Source organism: Roseovarius sp. EC-HK134 (genome assembly GCF_902498815.1).
GTDB lineage: Bacteria > Pseudomonadota > Alphaproteobacteria > Rhodobacterales > Rhodobacteraceae > Roseovarius > Roseovarius mucosus_A.
The window spans coordinates 165,549-191,066 of record NZ_LR701542.1 but is presented as its reverse complement, the minus strand read 5'-3'; the positions used below and the strand labels follow the sequence as shown (position 1 = coordinate 191,066).

Below are 25,518 nucleotides of genomic sequence, written 5' to 3'. Positions count from 1 at the left end.
GGTGCCTCCGGTTTTTGGGTGGGCTGTCTAAAGGTGGGGCCGGCGCACGCAGCGCCGACCCCCTCTTGCGTTACTCTGCCGGGACCAGATCGGGGTTTCCGGCATCGCCATCCGCACGGCCCCGCGCCCGGATCTCGGACTTGGGTGCTGCGGGCAACGGACCATCGACCATGAAGTGATCCAGCACATTCTTGGTCAACTTGGAGATATTGTTGTCGCAGTTGTTCCAAGGCAGTGAGCCGCAATAGGCGATTGACGAGAACGAGAAACATGCGCCCCCATTCGGCGTTTCGTGAAAGGCGATATCGCCGCGAACGCGCGGGTGCGTCGTGCCGTCAAGCCCCTGCTGGTTAAAGCCGAAATCCTCGGTCACCAGAAGATACGCCTCGGTATGACGGCCCGCCGATGTTGCCACCGTCAGCGTGTGGGGGGGCGAGCCGAGGGTGAAATCGACGATGTCGAGTTCAAGACCGGCAGCACCACCGCCCACAAGCCCGAAATTGCCCAGCATTTCGTCATAGTCGATCCCCTCGAACGCCCAGGATACACGGGGGTTGTTGCTTTCCGGGGTTCTTGAGAAATAGCTCGAAACGTCGAACCCTTCTGACGACATGCCCACACCCGCCACTGAGTGCAGGTAGCGGCCACGGAAACGCCACATCCCGCCCAGCTCGCCCGTGCCCGCGTGATAGTATTCACCGGGATCGGCGCGCCATGTACGGATGCCGGATTCGCAGCGCCGCATCTCTGTGATGACACCACGCCCCTTGTCCTCGTAGGCGGGATGGAAGGAATGGACCCAATACCAAGCATCCGCGCCCATATACATCAGCCGTCCACCGCGCTGCGTGTAGTTGTGCAGCGCATCAAGCTGGGTTCCCGAGTTATGCTCGGGATGCGATCCGGTGATGATGACATTGTAGTTTTCCAGACGCGCGAGCCCGTCATAGGTGATGTCTTCATCGGTGATGCAGTCGTATTCATACCCCATGGTTTCCAGCCAGTAGATCAGATGCAGATCTGCCGGGTATTGCCAGGGGGCCTGGGCCAGGAAGTGGTCATACTTGGGCCGGTTGCTGAGGATCGGGCGCAGGCGGGACGAGAAACAGATGCCGGTGCCGTCGGTATGCGTGTCATAGATCGAGCCACCGTATTCGCGGTGCTCGGCCAGAAACATGTTTTGATGCTGCATGATGGGCACGCGGTAGATAAACAGCTCCGCCGCGCCCGCGTTACAGGCGACATGTTCGTTGGCATAGGCCATATAGCTGATCGTGGGCACCATGAAGGCGATCTTGGACTGCTCCTTGCCGATTTCCGGGACGACCCAGAACGGCACGTAGTCCTCATCGCCGTCAGCCGTCGTCAGCTTGGCCGCGTAAGAGCGGCTCTTGCAATCGGCGGGCACCTGCCATTCGAAATCGACCTCCCAGCGCGCATCGTCGATATCATCGTCGTGAAAGCTGATTGCCGCGTATTCTTTTGGGGCTTCCTTCCAATCAAAGACGGTGCCGCTCCAGTTGTGGCCGGTCATGCCTCGGGTCGGCAGGTTCACGAAATCGAGGTCCAGACGATAGGGGCCGAAATCCTTGCCTTTGATCGTGTCAATCCCGTGGGAGAAATCCCACGCCGCAACGATCACCTCTGACAAGGCACCGGTCGGGCCAGAGTTGCGGCGTTCTGTCAGGCCCGATTGCGCGCCCAGTTTCATCGTCTCGATGTCCTGACGCGACAAGGCCTTGGAGCAGATGCGCGGTGCTTCGATTTTGCCGTTGTACTTTCCGGCCAGAACCACACCAGCAGGCACCGAAGACTGCGCGGTCGGATCGTCCGATAGGCATTCGGCATAGGCCGCAACAGCGGCAGGGATCGGCAGATGCTCGATTTTTTCCGAAATCGTCTTGGAGACGGGCGGGATCACCGGATCAAGCGCGTAATGCACCTGCGGCTCGTGATACAGGATCAGCTCGCCGCTTGCCGCGTCATAGGTGGCGGCCACGAAATGCCAGGCGTGATCGCGGACAGGCTCTGGGCTTTCGAGAGTGACGCCGTTCACGCGCACCTCGACATGCCCCTTCGCATTGAGAAACAGGCCGTACCCCTTGCCGCCGCTCCACTTGGTGACCAAGGCCTGTTCGCCATGCTTCCAGTATTTCGGATGCGTCTTGGGCGCGGTTGGCCAGATCCAGCACTGAAGTGTGAAGCTCTCGACGCGCAATTGCTTGCAATCGGCGACATAGCCGTAAGATCCGCTGTGGATCACCTGCTTGCGGCCGGGCACCGTGATGTTCAGCCCCCCCGGCACGGCTTTTTCGATAAAGCCGGGACCGCGTGGGTTGGTGTCGCCGTTGATCATCTGGACGATTTCGGCCTTGAATTCCTTGGGGCCGTCGCAATTGATCATGAATTTGATGGTGCCTCCGGGATGCACCCCGAAAGTGTCGGCATAGCCGGCAAGTCGCATAGCTGCAGACATGTTCTTTTCCTCTTATGGCTGTCTCACAGGTGGCCTGACGTCTTGTCAGCCCCCTGCCGTTACGATGGTTTTTTCCTTTGGCCCCTGTCCGGGTGGGATCAGGTGACAGGCCAGTTGTCGTCGCGGTGCTTCCAGCCCTCGCGGTAGTGCTCGGGCATGCCCGCAGTTTCCGGCAGCTCGTCGAGGCGCATCAGAAAGATGGCGTGCTGCGCGTCCTGCTCATCGGTGAAAACACGGTCATCAACAAACTCTGGCGGCACGCCGCGCACACCCGACAGGCGACCGATGCGCCATTCCTTTTCGACCTCTGTGCAGATGATGATCAGCTTGCCCGCCGTGGATTCCCCGCGCATGCGCAGCAAAACCCGCTTTAGCAACGGATCGTCATGGACCCCGCCCGAGACAACCGTCGTATCTCCGGGGGTTTCACATTTCAGGATCGAGAATCCGGCAACGCCTTTCATCGACTCCGTACATTCCAGATGCGCTTTGATCAGCGCCTCTCGCTCCGGTGTTCCCTTCTTTGGAATGGATTCCATTTTTTTCTCCCTTGGTTATGTGTGGCTTTGGTTTTCAAACGGTCATGTGGCGGTCGACCATCTCGTCGGTGAGGTCGGAAATGACGCCGGATTCAACGATGCGCCCGTTGTCCATCATCACGAATTGATCCCCCAGATCGCGGGCCACTTTGATATGCTGTTCGGACAGGATCATGCTGATGCCCATCTTCTTGTTGAGCATGCGCAGCGTCTCTCCGATTTCGGCCACGATATTGGGTTGGATGCCTTCGGTGGGCTCATCCAGCAGAAGAATTTGCGGATCCACTGCCAGCGCGCGCGAAATCGCAAGCTGTTGCTGCTGCCCACCCGATAGCTCACCGGCGCGCCGGTTCAGGTTTTCGGCAAGGTAGGGAAAGAGATCCAGACAGATCTCTGGCACCTTGCCACTCCGATCTGCCTTGGCAAAAGTGCCAAGCAGGATGTTTTCGCGCACCGTAAAGTTGCCAAGGATCTGACGGCCCTGTGGCACATAGCCCAGCCCGTATTTCGCCCGCTCATCGGTGCGCGCCTTTGTCAGGTTGGTGTCCGAGACGGAGAGCGTGCCCGTCATTTTGTCGACAAGACCCATGATCGTGCGCAAAAGGGTGGTCTTGCCCACGCCATTGCGCCCCAAGACACACATGCAGGTGCCCTTGGTCACGCCGAAATCAATATCGCGTAAAATCTGTGTTCGCCCGTAGAACGACGACACCTTTTCCAGTTGCAACAGCATCAGTGTGCATCCTCCGTACCAAGATAGACAGCGCGCACGCGGTCGTCTTTTTCGATTTCCTCGATGCTGCCCTGCGCCAGAAGCGCCCCCATGTGGAGCACGGTGACCACGTCAGCGATCTTGCGCACAAAGCCCATGTCATGCTCGACGAGGATGATCGTATGGGTGCGCTTGAGCTTGTTGAGGATGTCGACCGTCAGCCCGATCTCGTTCTCGGTCATGCCGGCCACGGGTTCGTCGAGTAACAGGATCGCCGGATCCTGCATTAGCACCATGCCGATCTCGAGCCATTGGGTTTCGCCATGTGACAACAGCCCCGCCTCTACATCGAGACGTTTGGTCAAACGCACCTGCTGGGAAATCTCGTCGAGTTTCTCGGCGCATCCCTTGGCCCGCATCGAGAACATGTTGCGCAGCGCGTTCACTTCGCGGCTATAGGCGACCTCAAGGTTTTCACGCACGGATAACCCCTTGAGCACGGCAGGAATCTGGAACTTGCGCCCGATACCTTTGCGCGAAATCTCGTGCTCTCCCTTGCCGGTGATATCATCGCCATTGAGATAGACCTTGCCTGCGTCGGGTTTCTGGCGGCCACTGATCAGGTCGATCATGGTCGTCTTGCCCGCCCCATTCGGACCGACGAGACATTGCAGCGTGTTTTCCGCCACATCGAGGCTGAAGCCATTGATAACCTTGTTCCCGCCGAAACTTTTCTCGATGTTCACGACCTTGAAAAATCCGCCGATCATTTCAACACCTCTTTCCCGTCGCTGAATTCAAGGTTGGCGTGCTCGGCCTCCATCTTCAGCTTGGTGGTCCGCCCAAGAAGCGTTTCGACCAAGCCCGCAAGGCCGCCAGGCAGGAACCGCACCACAAGGATGAACGAGAACCCGAGGATCAGTATCCATGTGCTGAGAAACTGGTCGCCCACATAGCTTTGCGCGCCTTGAACCGTGAAAGCCCCAAACATCGCCCATATCAAAGAGTTGCGGCCCCCAAGCGCCACCCAGATCACAATCGAGATCGAGAACCCAACTTCGAATTGCGCGGGCGAAACATATTGCGTGAGCACCGCAAAGCAGCAGCCTGCGATGGCCGCGATCAAACCCGAGAGAGTGTAGACCAGCGTTTCGTAGATCGCGACATTGTAGCCAAGGAACCGGACACGTTCCGGATCGTCCTTGAGGGCGCGCACGATCAGGCCAAACCTGCTTTGATTGATAAGCTTTGCCGCCACAGTGCATGCCGCCAACAAGGCGAAGACGAACCAATACGCACCGCTTGAATAGGGGTCGATCTCGGTTTGGTCCAGCTTGAGCGAACTGGGCGGCGAAATGCCGTTCACGCCATTGGTGTAGGGTTGCAGATCAACGAAGATCGTCGCAAAGGCGCTGAGCGTTGCCAATGTCATGATCGCAAAGAACGGCCCCGACACGCGCGCCGTGAACATGATCCCACCAAAGATCAGGTAGAACACCGTTGGCACAAAAAGCGCGAGGAAGATGCCTGTCGAGGTGTTCTGGAAAGGCTGCCAGAGCAGCGGCAGGCTATCCAGACCGTTGTTGAGCATGAAAGGCGGGATGGTGCCATCGGCCTGGGTCTGCATCTGCATGGTCATCGCCATGCAATAGGCACCCAACCCGAACGCTATGCCCTGACCCATGTTCAGGATGCCACCACTGCCCCAACACAGGCTGATCGACACAGCGAGCATTCCATAGACACCGTAAATCGCGAGTTGATTCAGGAGGAACGCGTCGTTTGATATCAGGGGCACCGCGCCCAGAACCGCGAGAACGGCGATGTAGAAGAGCCATTGCAGCGTCTTGTTGTGATATGCGTTATGGGTCATTTTTATCAGTGCCTGTCATAAGATTATGGTTTCTCTCAGCGACGCTTGCCGCTTGCCGAGATCAGTCCTTGCGGGCGGAATCTCAGGAAAACGACGATCAGCACAAAGATCAGGAACTTGGCGAAGGTGCTGTTGGTGATGAGCGCGAAGAAGGATTGCAGCTCGCCAATCGCAAGGCTTGCAATGGCGCTTCCCAAAAGCGCGCCGCCGCCGGTCACAACCGTAAGGAAGGCCTCGACAACATAGCCCATGCCCATCGTCGGTAGAACAATGTTCAACGCGCCGAACAGGGCCCCGGCAACACCGGCAAGCCCGGCCCCCAAGGCAAAGGTAAAGGAATAGACCTGCCCCGAGTTGATACCGAAGGACGCGGCGATTTCGCGATTTTGCGTCACGGCTCGGATTTTGATCCCGAAATCCGTCTTGTAAAAGATTAGCCAGACACCCGCCGCAAGCACCAGCGCCATGAAGATGATAAAGACGCGGAACACCCCAAGGCTCAGCCCGCCAACTTCGATATTCGACGACAGAAACTGTGGGATTTGGACATATTTCGGATCACTGCCAAAGATCAGGCGCGTTCCCTGAATAAGCACAAGAGACACCCCCCAGGTCGCGAGCAGCGTATCGAGGGGACGATTGTACAGATACCTTATGAGGGACTTTTCAATCGCAAAGCCGATTGCGCCCACCACGACAAAGGCGACCGGAATACATAGAAAATACGGCACGCCCATAAAGGTTTGCAGCGCATAGACCGTGTAGGCGCCCAGCATGATGAATTCGCCATGCGCCATGTTGATCACACCGGCGGTTCCGTAGATGATCGTCAGCCCAAGCGCCGCAACAAAGAAAATTCCGGCAATGCTCAGCCCGAGAATGAGCGAATTGGCGAAAGCAATAGACGAGATGTCCATTTCGTGCCCCCTGACATGAAGTAAGGATCGGTATGGAAGGCGTGGTAGCGGGTGCGTCCCGCCACCACGGGTCAGCATCAGATAACGTCGGTCCGAACAGTTCCGTCCGGTGCAACAAGACCATTCGCCTTGCACGTTCCGATATCGGGATAGATCGAGTACGGATCAGGAGCGACATGCGCATCCGCCTGCTTGACGATCTTGAAGCTGCCGTCAGACTGACAGATGCCAATCTTGGGAACCAACCAAGTGTTGAAGTTGTCTTCATCCACCCAGGTTTCGCCTTCTGGCGAGATATCCGCGCTCAGCTTTACGCCAGCGCAGGCATCGCGAACGCGGGCCGGTGTAACCTCTTCAAACCCGTGTTCGGCGATGGCCTTTTCCATGGCCGCTTTGAACACATATGCAGAGTTATAGGTCTCGGACATGTTGTAATGGGTGACACCGTTCTTGCCGTAGGGGCTTGAGAGGAAGCCATCGACGAATTTCTCGTTCGTCGGATTGTCCAGCGCCATGAAATACGGGGCAGACAGGAAGTGACCAGCACCGTATTCCGCGCCCATCGCCTTGGTTTCGATTTCACCTGTTGTCAGCGAGGCAATCGGCATCTTTTCCGCATCGAACCCAGCCTGCTTGAACTGGCGGTGGAAGGCGATGTCAGACGCGCCCACCACGGTCGAGAAAATGAAATCAGGCTGCGCTTCGCGGATCTTGTTCAGAACCGGCCCGAACTCTGAATCCCCAAGCGGGATGTATTCCTCACCCAGCAATTCGCCGCCCGCGGTTTCCAGCCATATTTTCGCGTTCTTGTTCGACTCTTTCGGCCAGACATAGTTGGAGCCGACAAAAAAGACCCGCTTGCCGAAGTTTTCGACCATGTAGGGGATCAAGTCTTTTGAGTGCTGGTTGGCCAGCGGACCCGTGCAGACGGTATTCTGCGTGCATTCCGCCCCCTCGTAACAGGTTGGGTAGAACAGCAGGTTGTCACGCTGCATCACGATGGGAAGGATCGCCTTGCGGCTGGCAGAGGTATAGCAGCCGAAAATCGAAATAACCTGATCACGCAGGATAAGTTCGCGCGCCTTTTCAGAGTAGACACTGAAATCGGATTTGGCGTCGATGATCACTGGCTCGATCGGAGAACCGGCGATGCCGCCTGCCGCGTTGATTTCGTCGATCGCATATTGCATGACCAGCGTCGAGTCTTCCTCTGGCACCGCCAGACCGCCCGTAAGCGAGAACAGAACGCCGACCTTGATCGGCTTACCCTCGGTCAACGTGGCACCCCAAGCGCCACGCGATTTGGGAATCCATATTCCCGGTGCCGCGAGTGCGCCCGCCATTGCCGAAGTCTTCAGAAATTTCCGTCTGCTGAATTTCATCTTCTTGTTCCTCTCTGTGGGTTTTTCTAGCTTGCCGGCTGGTTGTTTTTTTGCCGTGCAATTACAGAAATTTGGCAACCATCCCGAAGCATCGTCAAGCAATTAAAATTAATAAGGGGAATATTTTATTCCTATAGAGAAAATTTTAGACACAAGTCTTACTGCCCCGAAGGACTGCCCAAATTTGTGAAAAACTGTCTAATTTTAATGCGTTACGTGAACTACATCGGACTGAACTTTAGCGCGAAATACCGAGCCTGTTTGATGCTGATCGGGTGATTCTCTTGCTGCGGTGACAGGCCGCTTTCCAGGTTGCAAAGCTTGCGCGTGGAATGGCCTGCACACCCTACCGACAGGCAGGTCTTTACAGGTGCGAACGGCATTGAAAGGCGGTGCATCCGGGTCATCGTGTCATCCTCAGGTAAAACGCCGAAAGGGTGCTTGGCAGAGTTGCGATGTCGGTGATCTGGGCGCAGGATTTGCGCCCAAAGATCTCTGACTGGCGCTGACCGGCATCCGGGCCTAGGGCCACGCACACAGCGTCGATCCCTTGACTGCGCATGGTTTGAACAGCGCGTCTTGCATCCGCGACCAGATACTCTGGGTCTGCCACATCAATGTCAGACGGTGCGCCATCAGTGACCAAAAGAACAAGTTTGCGATACCGCGACACGTCTTGCATACGTTGAGAGGCAAAGCGCAGCGCAGCGCCGATGCGCGTTGAAAACCCCGGACGCAGCCCGGCCAGTGCCCGCCCCGTTGCCTCATCCAAAGGCGAGCCAAATGTCTTGATCGGGATCACACGGACATCATGCCGTCCCGCCGAGCTGAATGCCGTGATGGCAAGATCGTCACCCAGTTGCTGCATCGTGCCAGCAAGGATCGCTGCGGCATCGCGTTCCATATCCAGAATGCTTATGCCCGGCGCGGCAAGGTCCGCTGTTGATTGTGAAATATCCAGAACAAGATGCACCGCAAACGACCGCTCTGGCGGCAAGATGCAGGCGTAGACCCGATCATCTGGTTGCCGCGCGGCCCGGATGGCGATCACCGCATCAACGGCGGCGTCAAGATCAAGGGTCTCTCCCTCGGCCTGTTGCTTCAGCCTGCGTCTTTTGCCCGCCTCGTTCTTGACGATCACGTGGTTGATGCGCGCAATCGTGGTCCCATGCCGCTGTCGCAGCGCATCCCAGAATCCATGATCCCCGGCGACGGGTTCATAGCTGTTCACCGTCACCCAGTCGTCGCGCTCGATACCCGCGCAATGATCATATTCTGGCAGGCAGGATACCTTGCGCCCCCCTTCAAGGGGCGCGCCGATGATCTTGACTGTGTCCAACCGGGCCTGCGCATCTGGCACAGTCTGCTCTTGCGTGCGGTCCTGCGGTCGGTCGTCAACTTCGCTGTTCCGCGCGGTGTGCAAATCGACTTCGATTTCGTCAGAGGGGGGCGGCGTATCCGGGTCATCCGGCAAGTCCCAAAGACCGAGGTTGTCGTCACGATAGGCGGGCTGAACCACATAGCTCAGCGCATCGAACTGAACGCGGATCTGACCGAGATCATTGCCCAGAATATTGCCGATTTCTCGCGATATGGCCGGATCGTCCAGACGTCCGGACGCGGCATCGAACATCGCAACACCTTTGCGGATCCATCCGTGGGTGGGGCAGGACGCCGGATCAATCAAGGCCCGCGCAAGACCGGCAAAAAGGTTTGGTGCCGTCGCAAGACCGTCAAACCGCGCAGTATGAAACGGCAACCACAAGCGAATGAGGCCCGGCATATCGCGCAAAGCAAGCGCTTCCACCCGCGCATCCTCGATCAACGAGATAACGGCAAGCTGCAGCGGTTTGAGCTGCCCCAATGGAAAGCGCGGCCCGCCATAGGCGGCATGCGCGCCGACATGCGCAAGCGCGGCGCGGTAAAGCTGCTGTTCCTGTCCTTTGAAGCCCGGAAACGACGCAGGCATCCTGATGATACCGTCCGAAAAGCCCGTCCGCCGCGCCCGGCGGTTCGACGCATCTGCAACCGCTTCGCGCAGAACCGGCGCGTGCCGCCAGAGAGCGGTGTGAAAAGACGTAAGCCCGGCCTCAAGGCTTGGGAAATTCGCCTCTCCTGCGTAGCGTTCGAGCAGGCGCTGCGCCTCGGGTGTCTCTAGCCGGAAAAAGCCCAAGGTCTGATCGGTGTCGAGCTCGCCCACCATCAGCCCGGTTTCGGTCCAAGCGCAAAACCCTTCTAGGCCAAGACGGTCGAGCAGCAGGTCCGCGCGGTCAAGCACCGCACCGACAGCCTTGGGGCTGCGGCCAAGAACCGCGGCGATCATCCCGCGCCACTGCTGAAAATCGGCCGCATTGCGCAGCTTCACTGCCATCGCGGGACACAGCTCGAGATAGGTCGCCGCAAGGCGGGGCCGCGCCTTGATTGCGATCCGCGAGGCATCCGCAGCAATGGCGATGGCCTGCGCAGATCCCGCATGTTCGGCCACGCGCGGTGCTGCGGATGCAAAGGCGCGCGCGACCCCTGCGCCATATCCTGCGCCATTCAGGCGATCATAGGCGCGCAGATACACGTCACGGTCGGGGCCAGCGAAGGCCTGACAAATGGCCGGCGTCAGCGCCTCGGCCTTTATCCCGTCAGATACAAGCATCAACAGCCGCCGACAGGGTTGAACGCATCTCGGGATCGTCCGTTATTGGGGTGATCACCGCGAATTTGCAGGCTTGGGTGATGGGAAGCCCCGCAACCATCAAGCGGCCTGCGTGAATGAGCATCCGGGTGGATGCGCCTTCGTCCAGTCCCTTGCCCCGCAGGTTGCGGCTCTTGCCCGCGATCCGCGTCAATCGCTCTGCATCCTGCGGGTTGAGCCCGGATTCAGAGGCGATGATATTCGCCTCGATCGTGGCCGCCGGATAATCGAAATCCAAGGCGCAAAAGCGTTGCTTGGTCGACTCCTTAAGGTCCTTGAGAACGCTCTGGTAGCCGGGGTTATAGGAAATCACCAACTGGAAATCCGGGTGCGCGCGGACCAGTTCACCCTTCTTTTCCAAGGGCAGGACGCGGCGATCATCGGTCAAGGCGTGGATGATGACGGTCGTGTCCTGACGCGCCTCGACGATTTCATCCAGATAACAGATACCGCCTTCGCGAACCGCCCTTGTCAGGGGCCCATCCTGCCAATACGTGCCCTCAGCCCCCAAGAGATAGCGCCCGACGAAATCAGAGGCCGTCATGTCTTCGTGGCATGCCACCGTGACAAGTGGCTTGCCCAGTTTCCACGCCATATGTTCGACAAACCGGGTCTTGCCGCACCCGGTCGGTCCCTTGAGCATCACGGGCAAGCGCATTTCATACGCGGCCTCATAAAGCGCAATCTCATCCGCACTTGGGTGGTACCGGGGCTCTTCGGTCAGGCGGTACGTTTCGAGTGACATGCTGTTTCCATCAAAAAGGGGGGGTCGGCGGACGTTCCGCCGACCAGACTGTCGATTACCGATGCGTTTCCTTGGTTTTCTCGTTCGGGATGCCGTCGATCGGGCATTCCTCTGAGCCGACGGTGGAACGGGTCATGGCCTCGACCATCTCGCGCGTGCCTTCGGGGTCTTCGACCCATTTGCGATAGAAATCATAGGGCATTTCTGCGGTGCCCTTGTCCCCATCGCCCGAGTTGATCATCCCCGTGTAGCCACGATGCACGAGTTTGAAGAGGTGGTTGTTGGATTGCAGCGTGCGCCGCGCTTCGCGGATCGCCGTGACCGAGAGGGGCGCAAATTGAATGCCCATTTCCTCGGTCCCGCACTCTCCCAACGTGCGCCCGTCAAAGCCGCAGATCGTCGAATGACCAAAGAAGCTGAACACACCGTCAAAGCCGGTTGCATTGGCCACGGCGACATAGGTGTTATTGGCCCAGGCCATCGCCTTGGCCATGGTGATCTGCTGTTCCTTGGCTGGATACATGTAGCCCTGACAACGCACGATCAGTTCGGCACCCTTCATCGCGCAATCGCGCCAGATTTCGGGATAATTGCCGTCATCACAGATGATCAGGGAAATCTTGAGCCCTTTGGGGCCTTCGCTGACATAGGTGCAATTGCCCGGATACCAGCCCTCGATGGGCACCCAAGGCATGATCTTGCGGTATTTCTGAACGATTTCACCCTTGTTGTTCATCAGGATGAGCGTGTTGTAGGGGGCTTTGTTCGGGTGCTCCTCGTGCCGCTCGCCGGTCAGCGAAAACACCCCCCAGACATCCGCCGCAATGCAGGCCTGGGCAAAAATCGCCGTCTCCTCGCCCGGGATTGACGCGGCGGTCTCGTACATTTCCGTCTCGTCATACATGACGCCATGAGAGGAATATTCAGGGAAGATCACCAAATCCATGCCCGGCAGGCCGCGCTTCATGCCCTTCAGCATCTCCGCGAGCTTGTGGCAGTTCTCGATCACCTCGGCCCGCGTGTGCAGCCGGGGCATTTTATAATTCACCACCGCGACTCCGACGGAGTCGTGGCTGCTTGCGATATCACCGTGATGCATGGTCTTTGATCCTTCTGATTTCAGGAGTGGCAAATGTGGTGGATTGGGTCATTTCCGGCGCTCCGCAGGTGGCTGGCCGTCCAGCACGGTCGCGGCGGCCCGCCACAAGGCGGCCATCACTTTGGACAGCGCAGCCCCGTCCGGGGCTAGAAAACGGATGAGGGCGATATCCCGGTCACTGAACACAGACAGGCCGGCATAAACGCCGGGCACGGTATCTGCCGCACGTTGCATCTGCGCGCCCGCATCTGCACACCCGACGACAATCATCATCCCCGAACACGCGAACCCACCCGTACGGGCGGGCCAGTCGGAACCGCATAGATCAAAGCGATCAAGCAGCACCGTCCCCTCGGGGCTGATAAGTTCAACCTCGTTCTCAAGCCTTGAAAACGGTCGTGCATGCCCCTCGGGATCGTGGCTGAGTTGCGCATCCCCCAGGATCACGCGAGCCTCCCGTCCAAACCTCGCCGTCACACGGTTGCAGAACTTGGCACCGGTCATCAGGATCGCGGGATCGGGCAGGTAATCCAGCCGAGCACCCTCCGCTACATCGAGACAGACCGTTTGCCGGGCCCCCTCTCGTCCGCGCGCGTCATGCACGATGGTCGAGGCCTGTGTCGTGACATGCACCTGCGCCCCCGCATCAAGCCCGATTTCAAGCGACAGGTCATCGCCCGAATAGACCCCACCCGACGACGATTGCAGATAGAGCGTTGCCATTCCCTGCGGGTCACCCGCATGGTAAAACGGCCGCGTGATGTGAAACGGATGCGGCGTGAACTGGCGCGCAAGAAATGTGCGCCCACCAAGAGCACGAAACCGAAGCTCCGCCGCAACCGGGCGCGCGCCGAGACCTATCGCGCCAAGGGCGTTCAAGACGCGCCCCCCCGAAACAGCAGCTCACGCGCCAGCATGTCGACGATTTCGTCCACGCCTGTGATGCGGGCCCCTTTGCAGCAACAGCCGATCACGGGCGCCTTTGCCCTGATCTCGCGCGCCTCAATCAGGATTTTATCCGCATCAACAAAGACATGCGGCGCAAGGTCCAGCTTGTTGATGACCAAAAGATCGCATTGCAGGATGCCGGGGCCGCGTTTGCGGGGGATATCGTCGCCCTGCCCCACGTCGATGACGAACATCCACCAATCCACCAGATCAAGCGAGAAGGTCGAGGCAAGATTGTCGCCCCCTGACTCGATCAGGATCAGGTCAAGCCCGGGAAATCGGGCCTCTAGATCATCGGCGGCAGCGATGTTGAGCGTCGGGTCCTCGCGGATCACGGTGTGCGGGCAGGCCCCGGCCTCGACGGCAGATACGCGGTCTGGATCTATCAGGCCGCTGGCCTGCAAGCGCCGGGCATCCTCTTTGGTGACAAGGTCATTGGTCACCACGGCCACCTCGATCGCACGCGCCTTAAAGACCGGCATCATCGCCTCGATAAGCGCCGTCTTGCCCGAGCCGACAGGCCCGCCGATCCCGATCCGGGCTGGACCGGGATTGTTGCTTTTGCTCAGGGGAATAAACTGGTTCATCGCAGCATATACCTTTGCGTAAGCGGCAGGCTTTCCGCTGGCTCGCAGGTGGCAAGAACGCCATCCACGAATACCTCGAAGGTCGCGGGATCCACGGTGATGTCAGGACAGGCATCGTTGAGGAACATGTCCGATTTGCGCAGCGTCCGCGTGCCCTGCGCGGGCAACAACGCCTTGGTCAGGCCCAGCCGCTGTGCCAGACCGCCATCAATGGCGCGGGGGTTCACGAAACAGGCCCCACAGGCTGGCGCGGCCTTGCCGAAAGACCCCCATTGCGGTCGCATCATCAGCGGCTCGCAGGTCATCAGCGAGGCGGCACTATCGCCCATCGCACCCCATGCGATAAAGCCGCCCTTGACCACCAACTCGGGTTTGATGCCGAAATATCCCGGCTTCCACAGCACGACATCCGCCATCTTGCCCGGTTCAAGCGACCCGATGTGATCGGCAATGCCAAAAGATCGCGCGGCGTTGACCGTGTATTTCGCGATGAACCGTTTGATCCGGTGATTGTCGCCTTTTGCTACGGTTTCCTCGGGCAGACGCCCGCGTTGAACCCGCATCTTCGAGGCAAGCTGCCATGTTCGGGTGATAACCTCGTGAATACGGCCCATCCCCTGACTGTCCGAGCCCAGCATCGAGATGGCACCGATATCGTGCAGCACGTCCTCGGCGGCGATAGTCTGCGCGCGGATGCGGCTTTCGGCAAAGGCCACATCCTCGGGGATCGACGGATTCAGGTGATGGCACACCATCGTCATATCGAGATGTTCGTCGAAGGTGTTGATAGTGAAAGGGTTTGTCGGATTGGTTGACGATGGCAGGCAGTTCGCCCGCCCCGCCACCGTAATGATATCAGGGGCATGACCGCCGCCCGCGCCCTCGGTGTGATACATGTGGATCGTGCGATCCCCGATGGCCCGCAGCGTATCCTCGACGAACCCGCTTTCATTGAGCGTGTCGGTGTGAATCTGCACCTGAAAATCAAGCGCGTCGGCGACTGTCAGGCAGGCATCAATCGCTGCCGGCATGGATCCCCAGTCTTCGTGGATCTTGAGACCCAGACAGCCGTTCTCGATCTGCTCGACCATCGCGTCGGGCTGATGGGCGTTGCCGCGCCCCAAGAACCCGAAATTCATCGGCCAATGCTCGGCAGCCTGTAGCATTTTACCAGTGTTGAACACGCCGCCACAATCAATCCCGACTGTGATCGGCCCCAAGGACCCGCCCAGCATCGTCGTGATACCTGACGACAGCGCATGCTCTACCAGTTGGGCACTGTCGAAATGCACGTGCACGTCAATTGCACCCGCCGTCGCGATCATGCCTTCGGCGTCACGCACGGTGGTGCCAGCCCCCACAATCAGGCGCGGATCAACCCCGTCCATCGTCGCCGGATTGCCTGCCTTGCCAATGGCGACGATCTTGCCGTTCTTGATGCCGATATCGCCTTTGACGATCCCGACGACCGCGTCGATCACCACGACATTGCAAATCAGCATATCGAGCGATCCGCCCGCACTTGTCACGCCCACGGCCATGCCAAGCCCGTCGCGCAGGGTCTTGCCGCCCCCATGCAGGCATTCGTCCCCGTAGACCGTGAAATCATGCTCGATCTCGGCCCATAGCTCGGTATCGCCAAGGCGGATCATGTCGCCCGTGGTCGGGCCGAACATCGCCGCATAGTCCGCTCGCGTCATCTTTACCATGATCAGGCCCCCTTGAATCCCGCAGCGCGTGCGCGTTCTAGCGCCGCGATCTTGTTGGCCTCGTTAACCTCGCCATTTGTCAGATTGTTCAGCCCTGTCAGCCGCTTCTCACCGCCAAAGGTGCAAAGGCTGACCTCTTTTTCCTGTCCCGGTTCGAACCGCACGGCTGTGCCCGCCGGAATGTTCAGCCGAAAGCCGAAGGCGGCGGCGCGGTCCATGTCCAGCGCCTTGTTGGCTTCGAAAAAATGATAGTGACTGCCAACCTGCACCGGGCGATCCGCAGTGTTGCGCACGGTCAGGGTGATCGTTTCACGCCCGGCATTGAGCTCTATCTCACCCTCCGCGACGCGGAATTCGCCTGGTCTGATCTCGGCATCCGCCACGGGGTTTGCACCGGGGCGGATCGGATCATGAACCGTGACCAGCTTGGTGCCATCTGGAAAGACGCCCTCGACCTGTATCATGGGAACAAGATCGGCAACGCCGGGCATCACATCGTCCCGCGTCAGGATTGTCGATCCATAACTGATAAGCTCGGCCACGCTGCGCCCGTCGCGCGCGCCCTCTAGGATTTCGTCGCAAATGATGGCAATTGCCTCTGGCGCGTTCAGGGCCAGGCCACGGTCGCGACGCCGCCGCGCCAGTTGCGCAGCGGTAAAGATCGTCAAGCGTTCAGTTTCGGTCGGTGTCAAAAGCATTCCGTATCCTTGATCCTCATCATGGTCTTTCAGGTCGCAAAAAGGCTGGCATGCGCAGTGGGGCGGCGGACGGCGGCAATCTCGGAGAGGGGTGAAAAACTCCCCGGTTTCTCGGGGCATGGCGTGCTCAGGTCTTTGGCCATCGTCGGCGCGATCTGAGCCAGCAGCGACTGCGCCTCAATGGCTCCTAGCGTGCCAAGGCGCACCGCAGCCGAGGTGAACGCCGTGACCACCCCGTTCAGCGCACCAGCCTGGGCCTGCAAGGGCGACAGCCCCAAGCCGGCGGCCACGACACCTTGCACCACCGGTTCATAGCCCCCCGCATGGCCCCGCATGGCCTGAGCGATGGCCGCGTTGAAGCTGGCAACGAATGGCGTGCCGATACGGCTATGAACGGACAACAAAGAGCGTCCTATCCTGCGCGAGGCGTCCGCCAACCGGTCCGAGGTGTTCTGCACGTGGCACCGCGCATCAATGTCCAAAAGCTGCTGCGGATCATGGGCCGCGTCCATCGCGCAGAGCAGGAAGGGGCGATCAAAGCTGAACCATCGAGGGATGATCTGATGCGTGAGTATCCCGTGAACACCTGTGGCATCGCGCACCCTGCCCTCGTTTGTGAGGGTCTCAAGCCCGGACGAGAACGCGAAGGCGCCCGAAGGAAAGGCGCTATCGGTCGTCTGCAACATCCTGAGCAGAGACAAGGCATCCGTCATGGTACAGCGACTTCAGCGGTGCGCAGGGGGCGGATTTCACCCGACTGAATCATCGGCTCCAGCCGGTCGAGATAGACGCGCCGCTCAGTCTCGACAGCGATCAAAAGCACATCGCCCTCAAAACGCACCCGCCAATGCAGGTTGCCCGCGAAATACCCCAATCTGAGCGCTGTGGCCGCATCCCGCGCCACAAACCGCAGCCAGTCCTCGGTCTCGACGCGCACCACGAGCGCCGCAGAGGCCTTCAATTCCAGAATTGCACCATCAAACAGCTGTTGGCTTCGGGGCAGCGCAATCGCAATCTCGCGCCCCGCATCCGTTAGGCCCCGAAATCGGCGACGCGCCAGATCGGACCGGGACAGGCGCAGGTGGTCAACCGCATGGGCGTGGTCCAACCGGTGCAGATCCTCGCGGAAACCGGGTTGATCGGCCGCACCGATGATGTCGGAGAATATGTTCATAGCATGCGCCCACGACTAGAGACGCACCTGCAATGCAAGCGGTGAAGCATAGCCTTACTCCTGGAAGGTCGGCGTGTTGAAACTCCGTCAAAACCGAGCACGCCGATGCGAAAAGTGAATTTGCCGGTTAAAGCCAGAACAGGATTGTAATGCTCACGCGCAGGCGTTCAGCACATCGAGTTGTGGCTCAGATCAGACATAAGACGGCGACCCTGCATTTCATGATGCAGCCTTTCGGAGGTCAGATCCCCTAAGGGGCGGTCAGGCTTGGATACGACACTGCATCCACCGTCATCAACGCGCAGGGTCATAGTAAGATTGCGCGTTCAGCCTTCTTCCGTGTTGGCAAGCACCTATGGTTGCCAACGGTTTAACTATACATCGCTTCGCTTCATTGACAATAGCTCACTCGCGCTGATGATCGCTTGGGCCATGTCATCTATGGAAATACGCTTGGACATTGCCTGTTCTCTAAGCACTCGATGCGCATCACACTCGCTAAGATTGTGCATTTCCATCAAAATCAGCTTGGCCTTGGCCAAAGCCTTCTGACCTCTGATCTTTTGTTCCAGCCGCTCGATCTGTTCTTGATAGGCAAGCTGCTGCTGCCAAATCGCACGCGCGAGGGCAAGATTGGTCAGCACGCCAAAGCTCTTGACGGGCTTTGAGGTGGCAGCCGTCGCATTCAAATCCAGCAACAGTTGCAGCATGGCCGGGTTTTCGTAATTCACCAAACCGATGATGGTCGGCCCCGGCTTCCCGGTTCGCTTCAACATCGCTTTGATTTCTTCATGGTGGTCACAAAACAGACCGATGAACGCCACGTCGATCTGCTCGGCCAGCGTGTTGGGTGGCGGCCATGCCAGGGATTTGCGGCAACCGATCCGGCCAAGTTGGTCAAGGATCATCATGCCATCCTCATCGGGGGGATGCACAACGACAACTTCAATCTCACGAAGGTTTTTTAATCGAAAGATGCTCATGATAGGCTGCTCTTGGCAAAAGCGGCATGTGAAAGGGCAACTGGATCTTCCAGCTGGATAAGATAAGGCGAGGGGATCACCGGCGAAGACGCTTCCCGCACGATCCGGAACTTGCCATCCGCATCGACAATGGCGACCCTAGGCCACAACACCGTGTGATTTGTCGCCGCGTCCACCCGCACCAAGCCCTGCGGGGCCTCTAGTGAGAATGTCGGCAGAACACGCAACAGATCGTCGCGATCGGTTCCCCCGGCCTGCCGTACGGCCTCTGCGAATAGCTTGACCTGAAAATAGGCAGCCTCCGCCTCGGCGCAAAGCGATGCCTCTTCCCCGAAACGCTCCCGGAAGCGCGAGACGAAGCGGCGGTTCACGTCACTGTCGATCACGCTGAAATACGGAGCCGCCTTGATATTGCCCTCTGCCGCACTTCGGCCCATCGCGGCCATCTCAGGTTCGCCCGCAGTAACCGAACAAATGGGCATGATCGTCCTGTCAAACCCCGCGTTGTCATAAGCCCTGTAGAAATCAACGGCATCCGTTCCGACCAACGTGGAAAACACGATGACAGGCTGGCTTTGCTTGATCCGGTTGATAACGCAGTCGATCTCGTCGCCGGACGAACCCAATGGAATATAGACTTCATCCACAACATCCGCGCCGCGATTAGAAAGAAGATCACGCATCAGGCGGTTGATTTCGTATGGAAAAATGTAATTCGAGCCAACAAAGAAAAAGCGGCCGCCATAGGTCTGCGTCATGAAATCGGCGAGCCATTTGGCGCTCTGATTGGGGGTTGCACCAGAATAGATGCATCCCTTCGCGTATTCGAATCCCTCGTAATGTGTCGGGTAGAACAAGGTCGACTTGTGATCGTTCACGGTCTGCAGCACGGCCTTGCGACAAGAGGACATGTAGCAACCAAATAGGGCATCTACCCGCTCCTCGGACAGCAATCGGGCACCTTCTGCCCGGAACGCGGCAGGATTGGATCGCGTGTCACAGCCGGAAAACAAAAGCTCTTCGCCCAGAAGTCCACCATCCTGATTTATCTCTTCAACAGCCAATATGGCCGCTTCTCGCTGCTGGCTTTCAACCACGGACGTCACGCCGGTTCTGGAATAGAGAAAACCGATCTTGACCGGCGTTTTGTCGAGATTCATTGTCTTTCCCCGTGCAGGGGTAACACCTCAGCCATCACTGACCGCGTGCCCCATCGCGAAAGTCCTTGTCCGAACCTGATGCTCTTACCCGACGAGCTAAGCACAGCGATTTTGCAAATGACGCAAGCATTTGCGCTTTAAACGGGGCCGAACATGCAATGACTTGTCCGCCGCGCCGAAAAATTAAGCAGCCCCAACAGGATTTGCCTGTTTTTCTGATAGATCGCAGCCTAAGGACATAAACGGCGCGGATACCCTGACGTCAGAGCCGCGTGGTGCAGAACTGAGTGTTCCAGAGGCGGCGGTGCTCGGGGTGCCCAGCCGGGCTTCGGGGCCACCTCTCACGTTTTCAACCAAATGCGGTGTCTTGAGATCATGGCTACACCCGCGGGCATTGGCGGCGTCAAAACGGCCCAGACCAAAGCCCGCGTGGGAATCACCTGAGGCGCAAACTCAAACGCTCAAGGCGCTCGCCACTACGAGTTCCAAGGGTTGATGTCGTGGCCATACCGTTGGTCTCGAGGGACATTCCCCAAAGTCCCAACATCTAGGCGGCATACCTGTACAAATTCATAGATTTTTTGATGGTACCGCCTCCCTGGCTTGAACAGGGGACCTCTGGATCCACAATCCAGCGCTCTAACCAACTGAGCTAAGGCGGCACTGGGGGGCGATTTAGCTTTACCGTCTTCGGAATGCAAGTCTAATGAAAGGCGATGTCCCAGGTTTGTTCCAGTAAATCACAGCCATAGGCCCGCACCGGACGCGTTTGGGCAATCTGCCACCCATTGCGCGCGTAAAGGGCACAGGCGGCGCGGTGGCTCTCATGGGTGGCCAGCGTCATGCCCGTATAGCCCTTGGCCCGCGCAAAATCCATGCAATGCCCCAGCATCCGCTGACCAAGCCCCCGACCCCGCGCCTCTGGCTCCAAGAGAAAGAGCCGCAGCTTGGCCACATCGTCACTCTGCGCCACGCAGAAGATCGAGCCAAGCCGCCGCCCCCCCGCCTCGGCAATCCAGCCGGCTTCCCGTGCAGGATCGTGCCGCGCCAGATAATCCGTGATGATCTTGGCCACCAGCGGCGCGAATGTGCCGTCAAACCCCGCCTCACGCGCATAAAGCGTCCCATGACGCTCTATCAGCCAAGGGGCATCCTCTGATTGGAACAGGCGCAGCGTGATCGTATCCATACCCCCAGCAAAGCGCCAAGACGCTTGTCAATCAAGGGGGAAAGGGATAGCACGCCCTTTGTTGCAAGGAGAGCGCCATGGGTATCAATTCAGAGAGCGACATCGAGGCCAACCTCCAGATCGGGCCGACCGATCAAGGCATGGTCCGCCTCTATATCGAGGCGCAGGGCATTGACCTTCCGATGGATTTCACGCCCGAAGAGGCCGAGGAAATCGCCCAGGAAATCATCGCCTCCGCTCAGGCCGCGCGCGCCAAGGGCTCATAAGCGCGGATCAAGCAGCGATTGCAGCCGCCGTGCCGCGTGCCGCGCGAATTTCCGCGTAAGCGCGGCGCGACGCGCGCCCGCAAGCCGGGTTTCGGGCCCCATGCGTATGATCTCGGCGCTATAGGCATCAGCCAGAATCAGGCCGGTGCCCTCTGGCAGCAAATCCACCGGAAATTCGGCATCCACCGCCCAGAAATAGCGGTCACACCATTGCAGATAGCCCTGCCATTTGGCATCCGCCATGAAATCGGCACGGCTTGATTTGCACTCGATCACCCAGATCTCGCCCTTGGGACCCAGCGCCATCACATCGACGCGCCGCCCCCGCTCGGGCACAAATTCTACCATCGAATCAAAATCATGGCTGCGCAGATGGCGGCACACGCCCCGCGCCAGAACCTGCCCCGGTTGCAGCATCTGATCGGTTCCAAAATCCATGACGGGATTATGAACAAACCACGAACGCGCGCAACCCCTTGTCGAAGGGCAAACAAAGGCTTACCTCTGGGGCGTGACGGGTGCTGTTCTTCTCGATAACGGTTGCATTCCAGTGGCCTTAAGCAATTCCGAGGGAATTGGCTCTGTCTGGACCCTGGTCCAGTTACCCGATGCCCACCTGTACATACAGGTCCTCGGGAATCATACCACCGAACGGTTGCTACGGGCCCGTCACACCCCTGATGCAGGTCGGAATTGCGCGGCGCTCAGCGCCGCGGTGCCGGGCGACGCCGGTCATCCACGCGCACCGGAATCGCCATATATTCCCGCGCCATGACACCCTGACGATGGCCACCGCGCGGCTCGTCGTCATCGTCATCCTTCATCCGCATGATTGCGATGGCGAATTGCACGCCAGCAAAGACGATCCCATTGGCGAACCACAGGACGACAACCGCCAAAAGCCCTTTGTCGGAATGTGTCACAAGATGCCACAAGTTCGCGATATTGAACCACAGCAACATGGCAACAAAGGCCCCCGCGATGCCAAAACCGATGGCGACCTGCGTGATATAAAGGCGGACAAGCTTGGGCATTTGACGACTCCTTTGCTTACAGGCTGAGTCTACGCCTTTGGCACGGGATTACAAGTCAGCGCCCCGCGACCCTTTCACCCTATGGCTTCATTTGGCCGAAAAACTTTTGTGGCGCGCCGGTATTGTGCCAATTCTGCGAGAACAAAAGCAACGGGCCGGCCTCAATGCGCGCAGCCCGAGGATCAAAACGCCTCGGGCCGTGCCTCGCGCGCCATATGATCCAGAACGGCATTGACGAATTTCGATTCCTTGCCGTCCGGATAGAACGCCTTGGCGACATCGACATATTCCATGATCACCACCTTTGGCGGTGTGTCGGATTGCACCAATTCCGCCCCTGCCGCGCGAAAGAGCGCGCGCAGCGTCGGATCAATCCGGGCGATCGGCCACTTCGCCACTAGGGCGCGGTCGGTCATCTGGTCAATCTTGGCCTGCCAGCTGACCGCATCGTCGAGCAGCTTGCGAAAGAGGTCAACATCGCCCTCGGCCATGTCCACGCCTTCATCCACCTCGGCACCAAAGCGGAAATCGAGAAATTCCTCGCTCACCGTGTCCGAGCTCTGGCCGGAGTGTTCCATCTGAAACAGCGCCTGCACCGCATAAAGCCGGGCGGCGGATTTCATCTGGCGCTTGCGGTTGCCAGAGAGAGCGGGATCGGTGGTCATGCGATGGGTTTGCCTTTTGTTGCGCCTGCGATCTGGATGTCATCGGTCGCGGGCTTGAATCCCACGCCCTTGCGCGGGCCGCCCCATTTACGGGCCAAAGCCACCAGATGCAAGGCCGCCGCTGCCGCCCCCGCGCCCTTGTTCATGGCCTTTGGATCGGCGCGCACCTCAGCTTGGGCACGGTTTTCCACCGTGAGGATCCCATTGCCGATGCACAGGCCCTGCAAGCCCAACAGCGTGATACCGCGCGAGCTGTCGTTGCACACTGTGTCGTAATGCGTGGTCTCGCCCCGGATCACACAGCCCAATGCGACATAGCCGTCAAAATTGGCCATACGCTCGGCAATGCCGATGGTGGTGGGGATTTCCAGCGCGCCGGGCACTTCGGCAATCTCGAAGGTGCCGCCTGTCGCCTCGATTTCCGCAGTGGCCCCGGCAATCAGATTGTCGGCAATGTCGCGATAAAACGGCGCCACGACGATCAGGATCTTGACCGGCTTGTCGAATTCCGCGCGCGGCAGGGTGTATTCGTGTTCCGCCATCTTTTTCACTCCTCCGTCAGGGGCCGGGTGCCGGTGATCGAAATGCCATAGGCATCCAGCCCCAGATACCGGGTTTTCGGACTATCCGTCAGCAGGATCAATTCCCGAATACCCATCGTCGACATGATTTGCGCGCCAAGGCCCGTGTGTTTGATCGTGCGCGGCGCATCCTCATCCTCCATCTCGCCTGCCAGCTTGGGACGGGGTTGGCGGAACAGGAACACCGCACCGCGCCCCTCGCGAGCGATGATCTCCATCGCGCGCGGCAGCTTGCCTGTGGGACCGTGGGCGCGTTTGCTCAGGCCGATGCCCAGCACATCCTCAAGCGCATTCAGCGCATGGGTACGCGCCAGCACGGGCCGCCCATCTGTGATATCGCCCTTGCTCAGCACCACATGCTCGGTTTGGGTGATCTGATCGGCAAAAATCCGCATGTCCCACGCGCCCCCATGGCTCGAGGTTACGGATTCCCGGCGCATTTCGATGATCAGATTGTCATGCTTGTGGCGATAGGCGATCAGGTCGGAAATGGTGCCGATTTTCAGATCATGCTTGGCGGCAAACTCGATCAGGTCGGGCAGCCGCGCCATAGAGCCGTCTTCCTTCATGATCTCGCAGATCACCCCCGACGGGTTCAGCCCTGCGAGCCGCGCGATATCCACCGCCGCCTCGGTATGACCGGCACGCACCAGCACGCCGCCGCGCCGCGCCCGCAAAGGAAAGACATGCCCCGGCGTCGCAATCGCCGCCATGGTGTTTTGCTCGTTGATCGCCGTGGCGATGGTCAGCGCCCGGTCGGCTGCGGAAATGCCGGTGCTTACCCCTTCGCGCGCCTCGATCGACACGGTAAAGGCGGTCTCGTGGCGCGAAGAATTGTTGACCGCCATCAGCGGCAATCCCAGCCGGTCAATCCGCTCGGCGGTCATCGGCAGACAGATCAGGCCACGCCCATGCATCGCCATGAAATTCACCGCCTCAGGCGTGGCAAATTCGGCGGCGATCACCAGATCGCCCTCGTTCTCGCGGTCCTCATGGTCCACGAGAATAAACATGCGGCCCGCGCGCGCCTCTGCGATGATCTCTTCGGTGGGCGCGATGGCATGGCGCAAATCGGCCTCGACGGGGCCGGGTTTCTCGAATGGAACGGTGTCGGACATGGGCGCGCCCTCCGGGGTGTTGCAACCCGGCCCGGATACCGCAGCCGCGCGGCAATGGCCAGAGGGGATCAACCCGTGACCTGCCCCCCAAGCAACGCCAACACCCGCGCCAGATCGGCGCGGGGCGGATCAAAGGCCGGATGTTCCAGCACCAGCGCCTTGCCGGTCGGCACAGCCAGATCAAAGGGCGCGACAAGGCTGCCGTCGTCCAAGGCGCTCTGCACAAGGCTTTGATGCCCCATCAACACCCCCGCCCCATGCCGCGCCTCCTCTAACGCGATGGCATAAAGCGAATAGCGCGGCCCGGTGGTGGGCAGGCTGATGCCCGGCAGCCTCGCCCGCGCCCAGAGCGCCCAATCCTCGGACCAGAGCGCATCATGCAACAGGGTTTGCCCCATCAGATCGGCAGGGCTGCGCAAACCTGCGGCCATCTCGGGCGCACAGACCGGCAGGATCATATCCTGCGCCAGCACCTGTTCGCCCCGCGCCCCCGTCGGGGGCCGGATAAAAAGGCTAAGATCAAAGAGATCCCGCGCCAGATTGGGCGGGTTCTCGATCGCCGAGACGGAAATATGCAACGACGGCAGCGCCGCACGCACCACAGGCAGGCGCGGCGAGAGCCAGAGTTGCGCCACCGATGGCAGCGCCGCGATATGTAACGCGCCATGGCGCGCGGCACTCCGCAGGCCAAACACCGCCGCCCCCATCGCATCAAAGGCCGTGGCAAACCCCGGCAGCGCCTCTGCCCCCAGCGCCGTCAGCCGCACCCCCTGCGAGCGACGCTCGAAGAGGTCCGCACCAATCCACGCCTCCAGCGCGCGGATATGCTGCGAAATCGCACCGGGGGTGACGCAAAGCTCTTCAGCGGCATTGGCAAAGCCGCCCAGACGCGCGGCCGCCTCGAACGCGCGCAACGCATTGAGCGGCGGCCCCTTGGGGCGCGGAGGAGATACAGACATTTTCTAGCCTTAGTTTTT

26 protein-coding genes and 1 tRNA gene are annotated in these 25,518 nt (G+C 59.4%); 1 reads left to right on the top strand and 26 read right to left on the bottom strand.

All coding sequences use genetic code 11. From position 1 onward, the window contains the following. Nucleotides 1-70: 70 nt before the first annotated feature. The 20 genes from GC127_RS02225 to GC127_RS02125 all read right to left on the bottom strand — a co-directional run bounded on the left by GC127_RS02225 (nt 71) and on the right by GC127_RS02125 (nt 20,877). On the bottom strand, nt 71-2,476 hold the full coding sequence (locus GC127_RS02225; RefSeq protein ID WP_232279179.1) for a LamG domain-containing protein: 2,406 nt from the start codon (nt 2,474-2,476) through the stop codon (nt 71-73). Nucleotides 2,477-2,574: 98 nt separating this feature from the next. Beyond that, nucleotides 2,575-3,015: a hypothetical protein gene (locus tag GC127_RS02220; protein WP_008280641.1), complete on the bottom strand. Its 441-nt coding sequence runs from the start codon at nt 3,013-3,015 to the stop codon at nt 2,575-2,577. A gap of 34 nt (nt 3,016-3,049) precedes the next feature. Then, nucleotides 3,050-3,748 carry an urea ABC transporter ATP-binding subunit UrtE gene (urtE, locus tag GC127_RS02215; protein ID WP_008280642.1) on the bottom strand — a complete coding sequence of 233 codons (699 nt, stop codon included), beginning with the start codon at nt 3,746-3,748 and terminating at the stop codon, nt 3,050-3,052. Next, complete coding sequence (locus GC127_RS02210; RefSeq protein ID WP_081506706.1) at nt 3,748-4,497, bottom strand: ABC transporter ATP-binding protein; 750 nt, start codon at nt 4,495-4,497, stop codon at nt 3,748-3,750. The genes urtE and GC127_RS02210 overlap by 1 nt, the downstream gene beginning before the upstream one ends. Beyond that, nucleotides 4,494-5,600, bottom strand: coding sequence for an urea ABC transporter permease subunit UrtC (locus GC127_RS02205; protein ID WP_151976130.1), 1,107 nt, complete (start codon nt 5,598-5,600; stop codon nt 4,494-4,496). Before GC127_RS02205 ends, GC127_RS02210 begins: the two co-directional genes overlap by 4 nt. A 35-nt stretch (nt 5,601-5,635) precedes the next feature. Next, the gene (gene urtB / locus GC127_RS02200; protein WP_008280646.1) at nt 5,636-6,517 is read right to left on the bottom strand and encodes an urea ABC transporter permease subunit UrtB; all 882 of its coding nucleotides are present in this window, start codon (nt 6,515-6,517) and stop codon (nt 5,636-5,638) included. Nucleotides 6,518-6,594: 77 nt separating this feature from the next. Beyond that, on the bottom strand, nt 6,595-7,899 hold the full coding sequence (locus GC127_RS02195; protein ID WP_151976131.1) for a transporter substrate-binding protein: 1,305 nt from the start codon (nt 7,897-7,899) through the stop codon (nt 6,595-6,597). A 403-nt stretch (nt 7,900-8,302) separates the two neighbouring features. Beyond that, nucleotides 8,303-10,546, bottom strand: a complete 2,244-nt coding sequence (locus GC127_RS02185; protein ID WP_151976132.1) for a nitric oxide reductase activation protein NorD — start codon at nt 10,544-10,546, stop codon at nt 8,303-8,305. Further along, nucleotides 10,533-11,330: a CbbQ/NirQ/NorQ/GpvN family protein gene (locus tag GC127_RS02180; protein WP_151976133.1), complete on the bottom strand. Its 798-nt coding sequence runs from the start codon at nt 11,328-11,330 to the stop codon at nt 10,533-10,535. The genes GC127_RS02185 and GC127_RS02180 overlap by 14 nt, the downstream gene beginning before the upstream one ends. A 55-nt stretch (nt 11,331-11,385) precedes the next feature. Further along, a complete protein-coding gene (locus GC127_RS02175) occupies nt 11,386-12,429 on the bottom strand; it encodes an aliphatic amidase (protein ID WP_151976134.1) in 1,044 nt (347 codons plus the stop codon). Nucleotides 12,430-12,477: 48 nt separating this feature from the next. Then, the gene (locus GC127_RS02170) at nt 12,478-13,308 is read right to left on the bottom strand and encodes an urease accessory protein UreD (RefSeq protein ID WP_151976135.1); all 831 of its coding nucleotides are present in this window, start codon (nt 13,306-13,308) and stop codon (nt 12,478-12,480) included. Further along, nucleotides 13,305-13,964 (bottom strand): urease accessory protein UreG, encoded by a 660-nt coding sequence (gene ureG, locus GC127_RS02165; protein WP_151976136.1) that lies wholly within the window; start codon nt 13,962-13,964, stop codon nt 13,305-13,307. The genes GC127_RS02170 and ureG overlap by 4 nt, the downstream gene beginning before the upstream one ends. Continuing rightward, nucleotides 13,961-15,676: an urease subunit alpha gene (ureC, locus tag GC127_RS02160; protein ID WP_199861164.1), complete on the bottom strand. Its 1,716-nt coding sequence runs from the start codon at nt 15,674-15,676 to the stop codon at nt 13,961-13,963. Before ureC ends, ureG begins: the two co-directional genes overlap by 4 nt. Beyond that, complete coding sequence (locus GC127_RS02155; protein WP_151976138.1) at nt 15,676-16,371, bottom strand: urease subunit gamma; 696 nt, start codon at nt 16,369-16,371, stop codon at nt 15,676-15,678. Before GC127_RS02155 ends, ureC begins: the two co-directional genes overlap by 1 nt. Nucleotides 16,372-16,400: 29 nt before the next feature. Next, nucleotides 16,401-17,084: an urease accessory protein UreF gene (locus GC127_RS02150; protein WP_151976139.1), complete on the bottom strand. Its 684-nt coding sequence runs from the start codon at nt 17,082-17,084 to the stop codon at nt 16,401-16,403. Continuing rightward, on the bottom strand, nt 17,081-17,545 hold the full coding sequence (gene ureE / locus GC127_RS02145) for an urease accessory protein UreE (RefSeq protein WP_081506716.1): 465 nt from the start codon (nt 17,543-17,545) through the stop codon (nt 17,081-17,083). Before ureE ends, GC127_RS02150 begins: the two co-directional genes overlap by 4 nt. A gap of 374 nt (nt 17,546-17,919) precedes the next feature. Beyond that, the gene (locus GC127_RS02140; RefSeq protein ID WP_008280659.1) at nt 17,920-18,528 is read right to left on the bottom strand and encodes an ANTAR domain-containing response regulator; all 609 of its coding nucleotides are present in this window, start codon (nt 18,526-18,528) and stop codon (nt 17,920-17,922) included. Beyond that, a complete protein-coding gene (locus tag GC127_RS02135; RefSeq protein WP_151976140.1) occupies nt 18,525-19,688 on the bottom strand; it encodes a transporter substrate-binding domain-containing protein in 1,164 nt (387 codons plus the stop codon). The genes GC127_RS02140 and GC127_RS02135 overlap by 4 nt, the downstream gene beginning before the upstream one ends. Nucleotides 19,689-20,273: 585 nt before the next feature. Then, nucleotides 20,274-20,350: transfer RNA gene (locus GC127_RS02130), tRNA-His, on the bottom strand. A gap of 41 nt (nt 20,351-20,391) precedes the next feature. Further along, nucleotides 20,392-20,877: a GNAT family N-acetyltransferase gene (locus GC127_RS02125; protein ID WP_151976141.1), complete on the bottom strand. Its 486-nt coding sequence runs from the start codon at nt 20,875-20,877 to the stop codon at nt 20,392-20,394. A gap of 77 nt (nt 20,878-20,954) precedes the next feature. Between GC127_RS02125 and GC127_RS02120 the strand changes: the two genes are divergently transcribed. Then, on the top strand, nt 20,955-21,143 hold the full coding sequence (locus GC127_RS02120; protein ID WP_008280662.1) for a DUF6324 family protein: 189 nt from the start codon (nt 20,955-20,957) through the stop codon (nt 21,141-21,143). Here the strand turns inward: GC127_RS02120 and GC127_RS02115 are convergent. The 6 genes from GC127_RS02115 to GC127_RS02090 form a co-directional block, all read right to left on the bottom strand. After that, on the bottom strand, nt 21,138-21,581 hold the full coding sequence (locus tag GC127_RS02115; RefSeq protein ID WP_151976142.1) for an MmcB family DNA repair protein: 444 nt from the start codon (nt 21,579-21,581) through the stop codon (nt 21,138-21,140). The two genes, GC127_RS02120 and GC127_RS02115, sit on opposite strands and share 6 nt — an antisense overlap. 266 nt (nt 21,582-21,847) lie before the next feature. Further along, the gene (locus tag GC127_RS02110) at nt 21,848-22,177 is read right to left on the bottom strand and encodes a hypothetical protein (protein ID WP_008280664.1); all 330 of its coding nucleotides are present in this window, start codon (nt 22,175-22,177) and stop codon (nt 21,848-21,850) included. Between the two features lie 182 nt (nt 22,178-22,359). Next, nucleotides 22,360-22,842, bottom strand: a complete 483-nt coding sequence (gene nusB / locus GC127_RS02105) for a transcription antitermination factor NusB (protein ID WP_008280665.1) — start codon at nt 22,840-22,842, stop codon at nt 22,360-22,362. Next, on the bottom strand, nt 22,839-23,384 hold the full coding sequence (locus GC127_RS02100) for a 6,7-dimethyl-8-ribityllumazine synthase (protein ID WP_151976143.1): 546 nt from the start codon (nt 23,382-23,384) through the stop codon (nt 22,839-22,841). Before GC127_RS02100 ends, nusB begins: the two co-directional genes overlap by 4 nt. A gap of 5 nt (nt 23,385-23,389) precedes the next feature. Continuing rightward, nucleotides 23,390-24,541, bottom strand: a complete 1,152-nt coding sequence (gene ribB, locus GC127_RS02095; protein WP_008280667.1) for a 3,4-dihydroxy-2-butanone-4-phosphate synthase — start codon at nt 24,539-24,541, stop codon at nt 23,390-23,392. 68 nt (nt 24,542-24,609) lie between these two features. Then, nucleotides 24,610-25,500: a LysR family transcriptional regulator gene (locus tag GC127_RS02090; RefSeq protein ID WP_151976144.1), complete on the bottom strand. Its 891-nt coding sequence runs from the start codon at nt 25,498-25,500 to the stop codon at nt 24,610-24,612. Nucleotides 25,501-25,518: the final 18 nt, after the last annotated feature.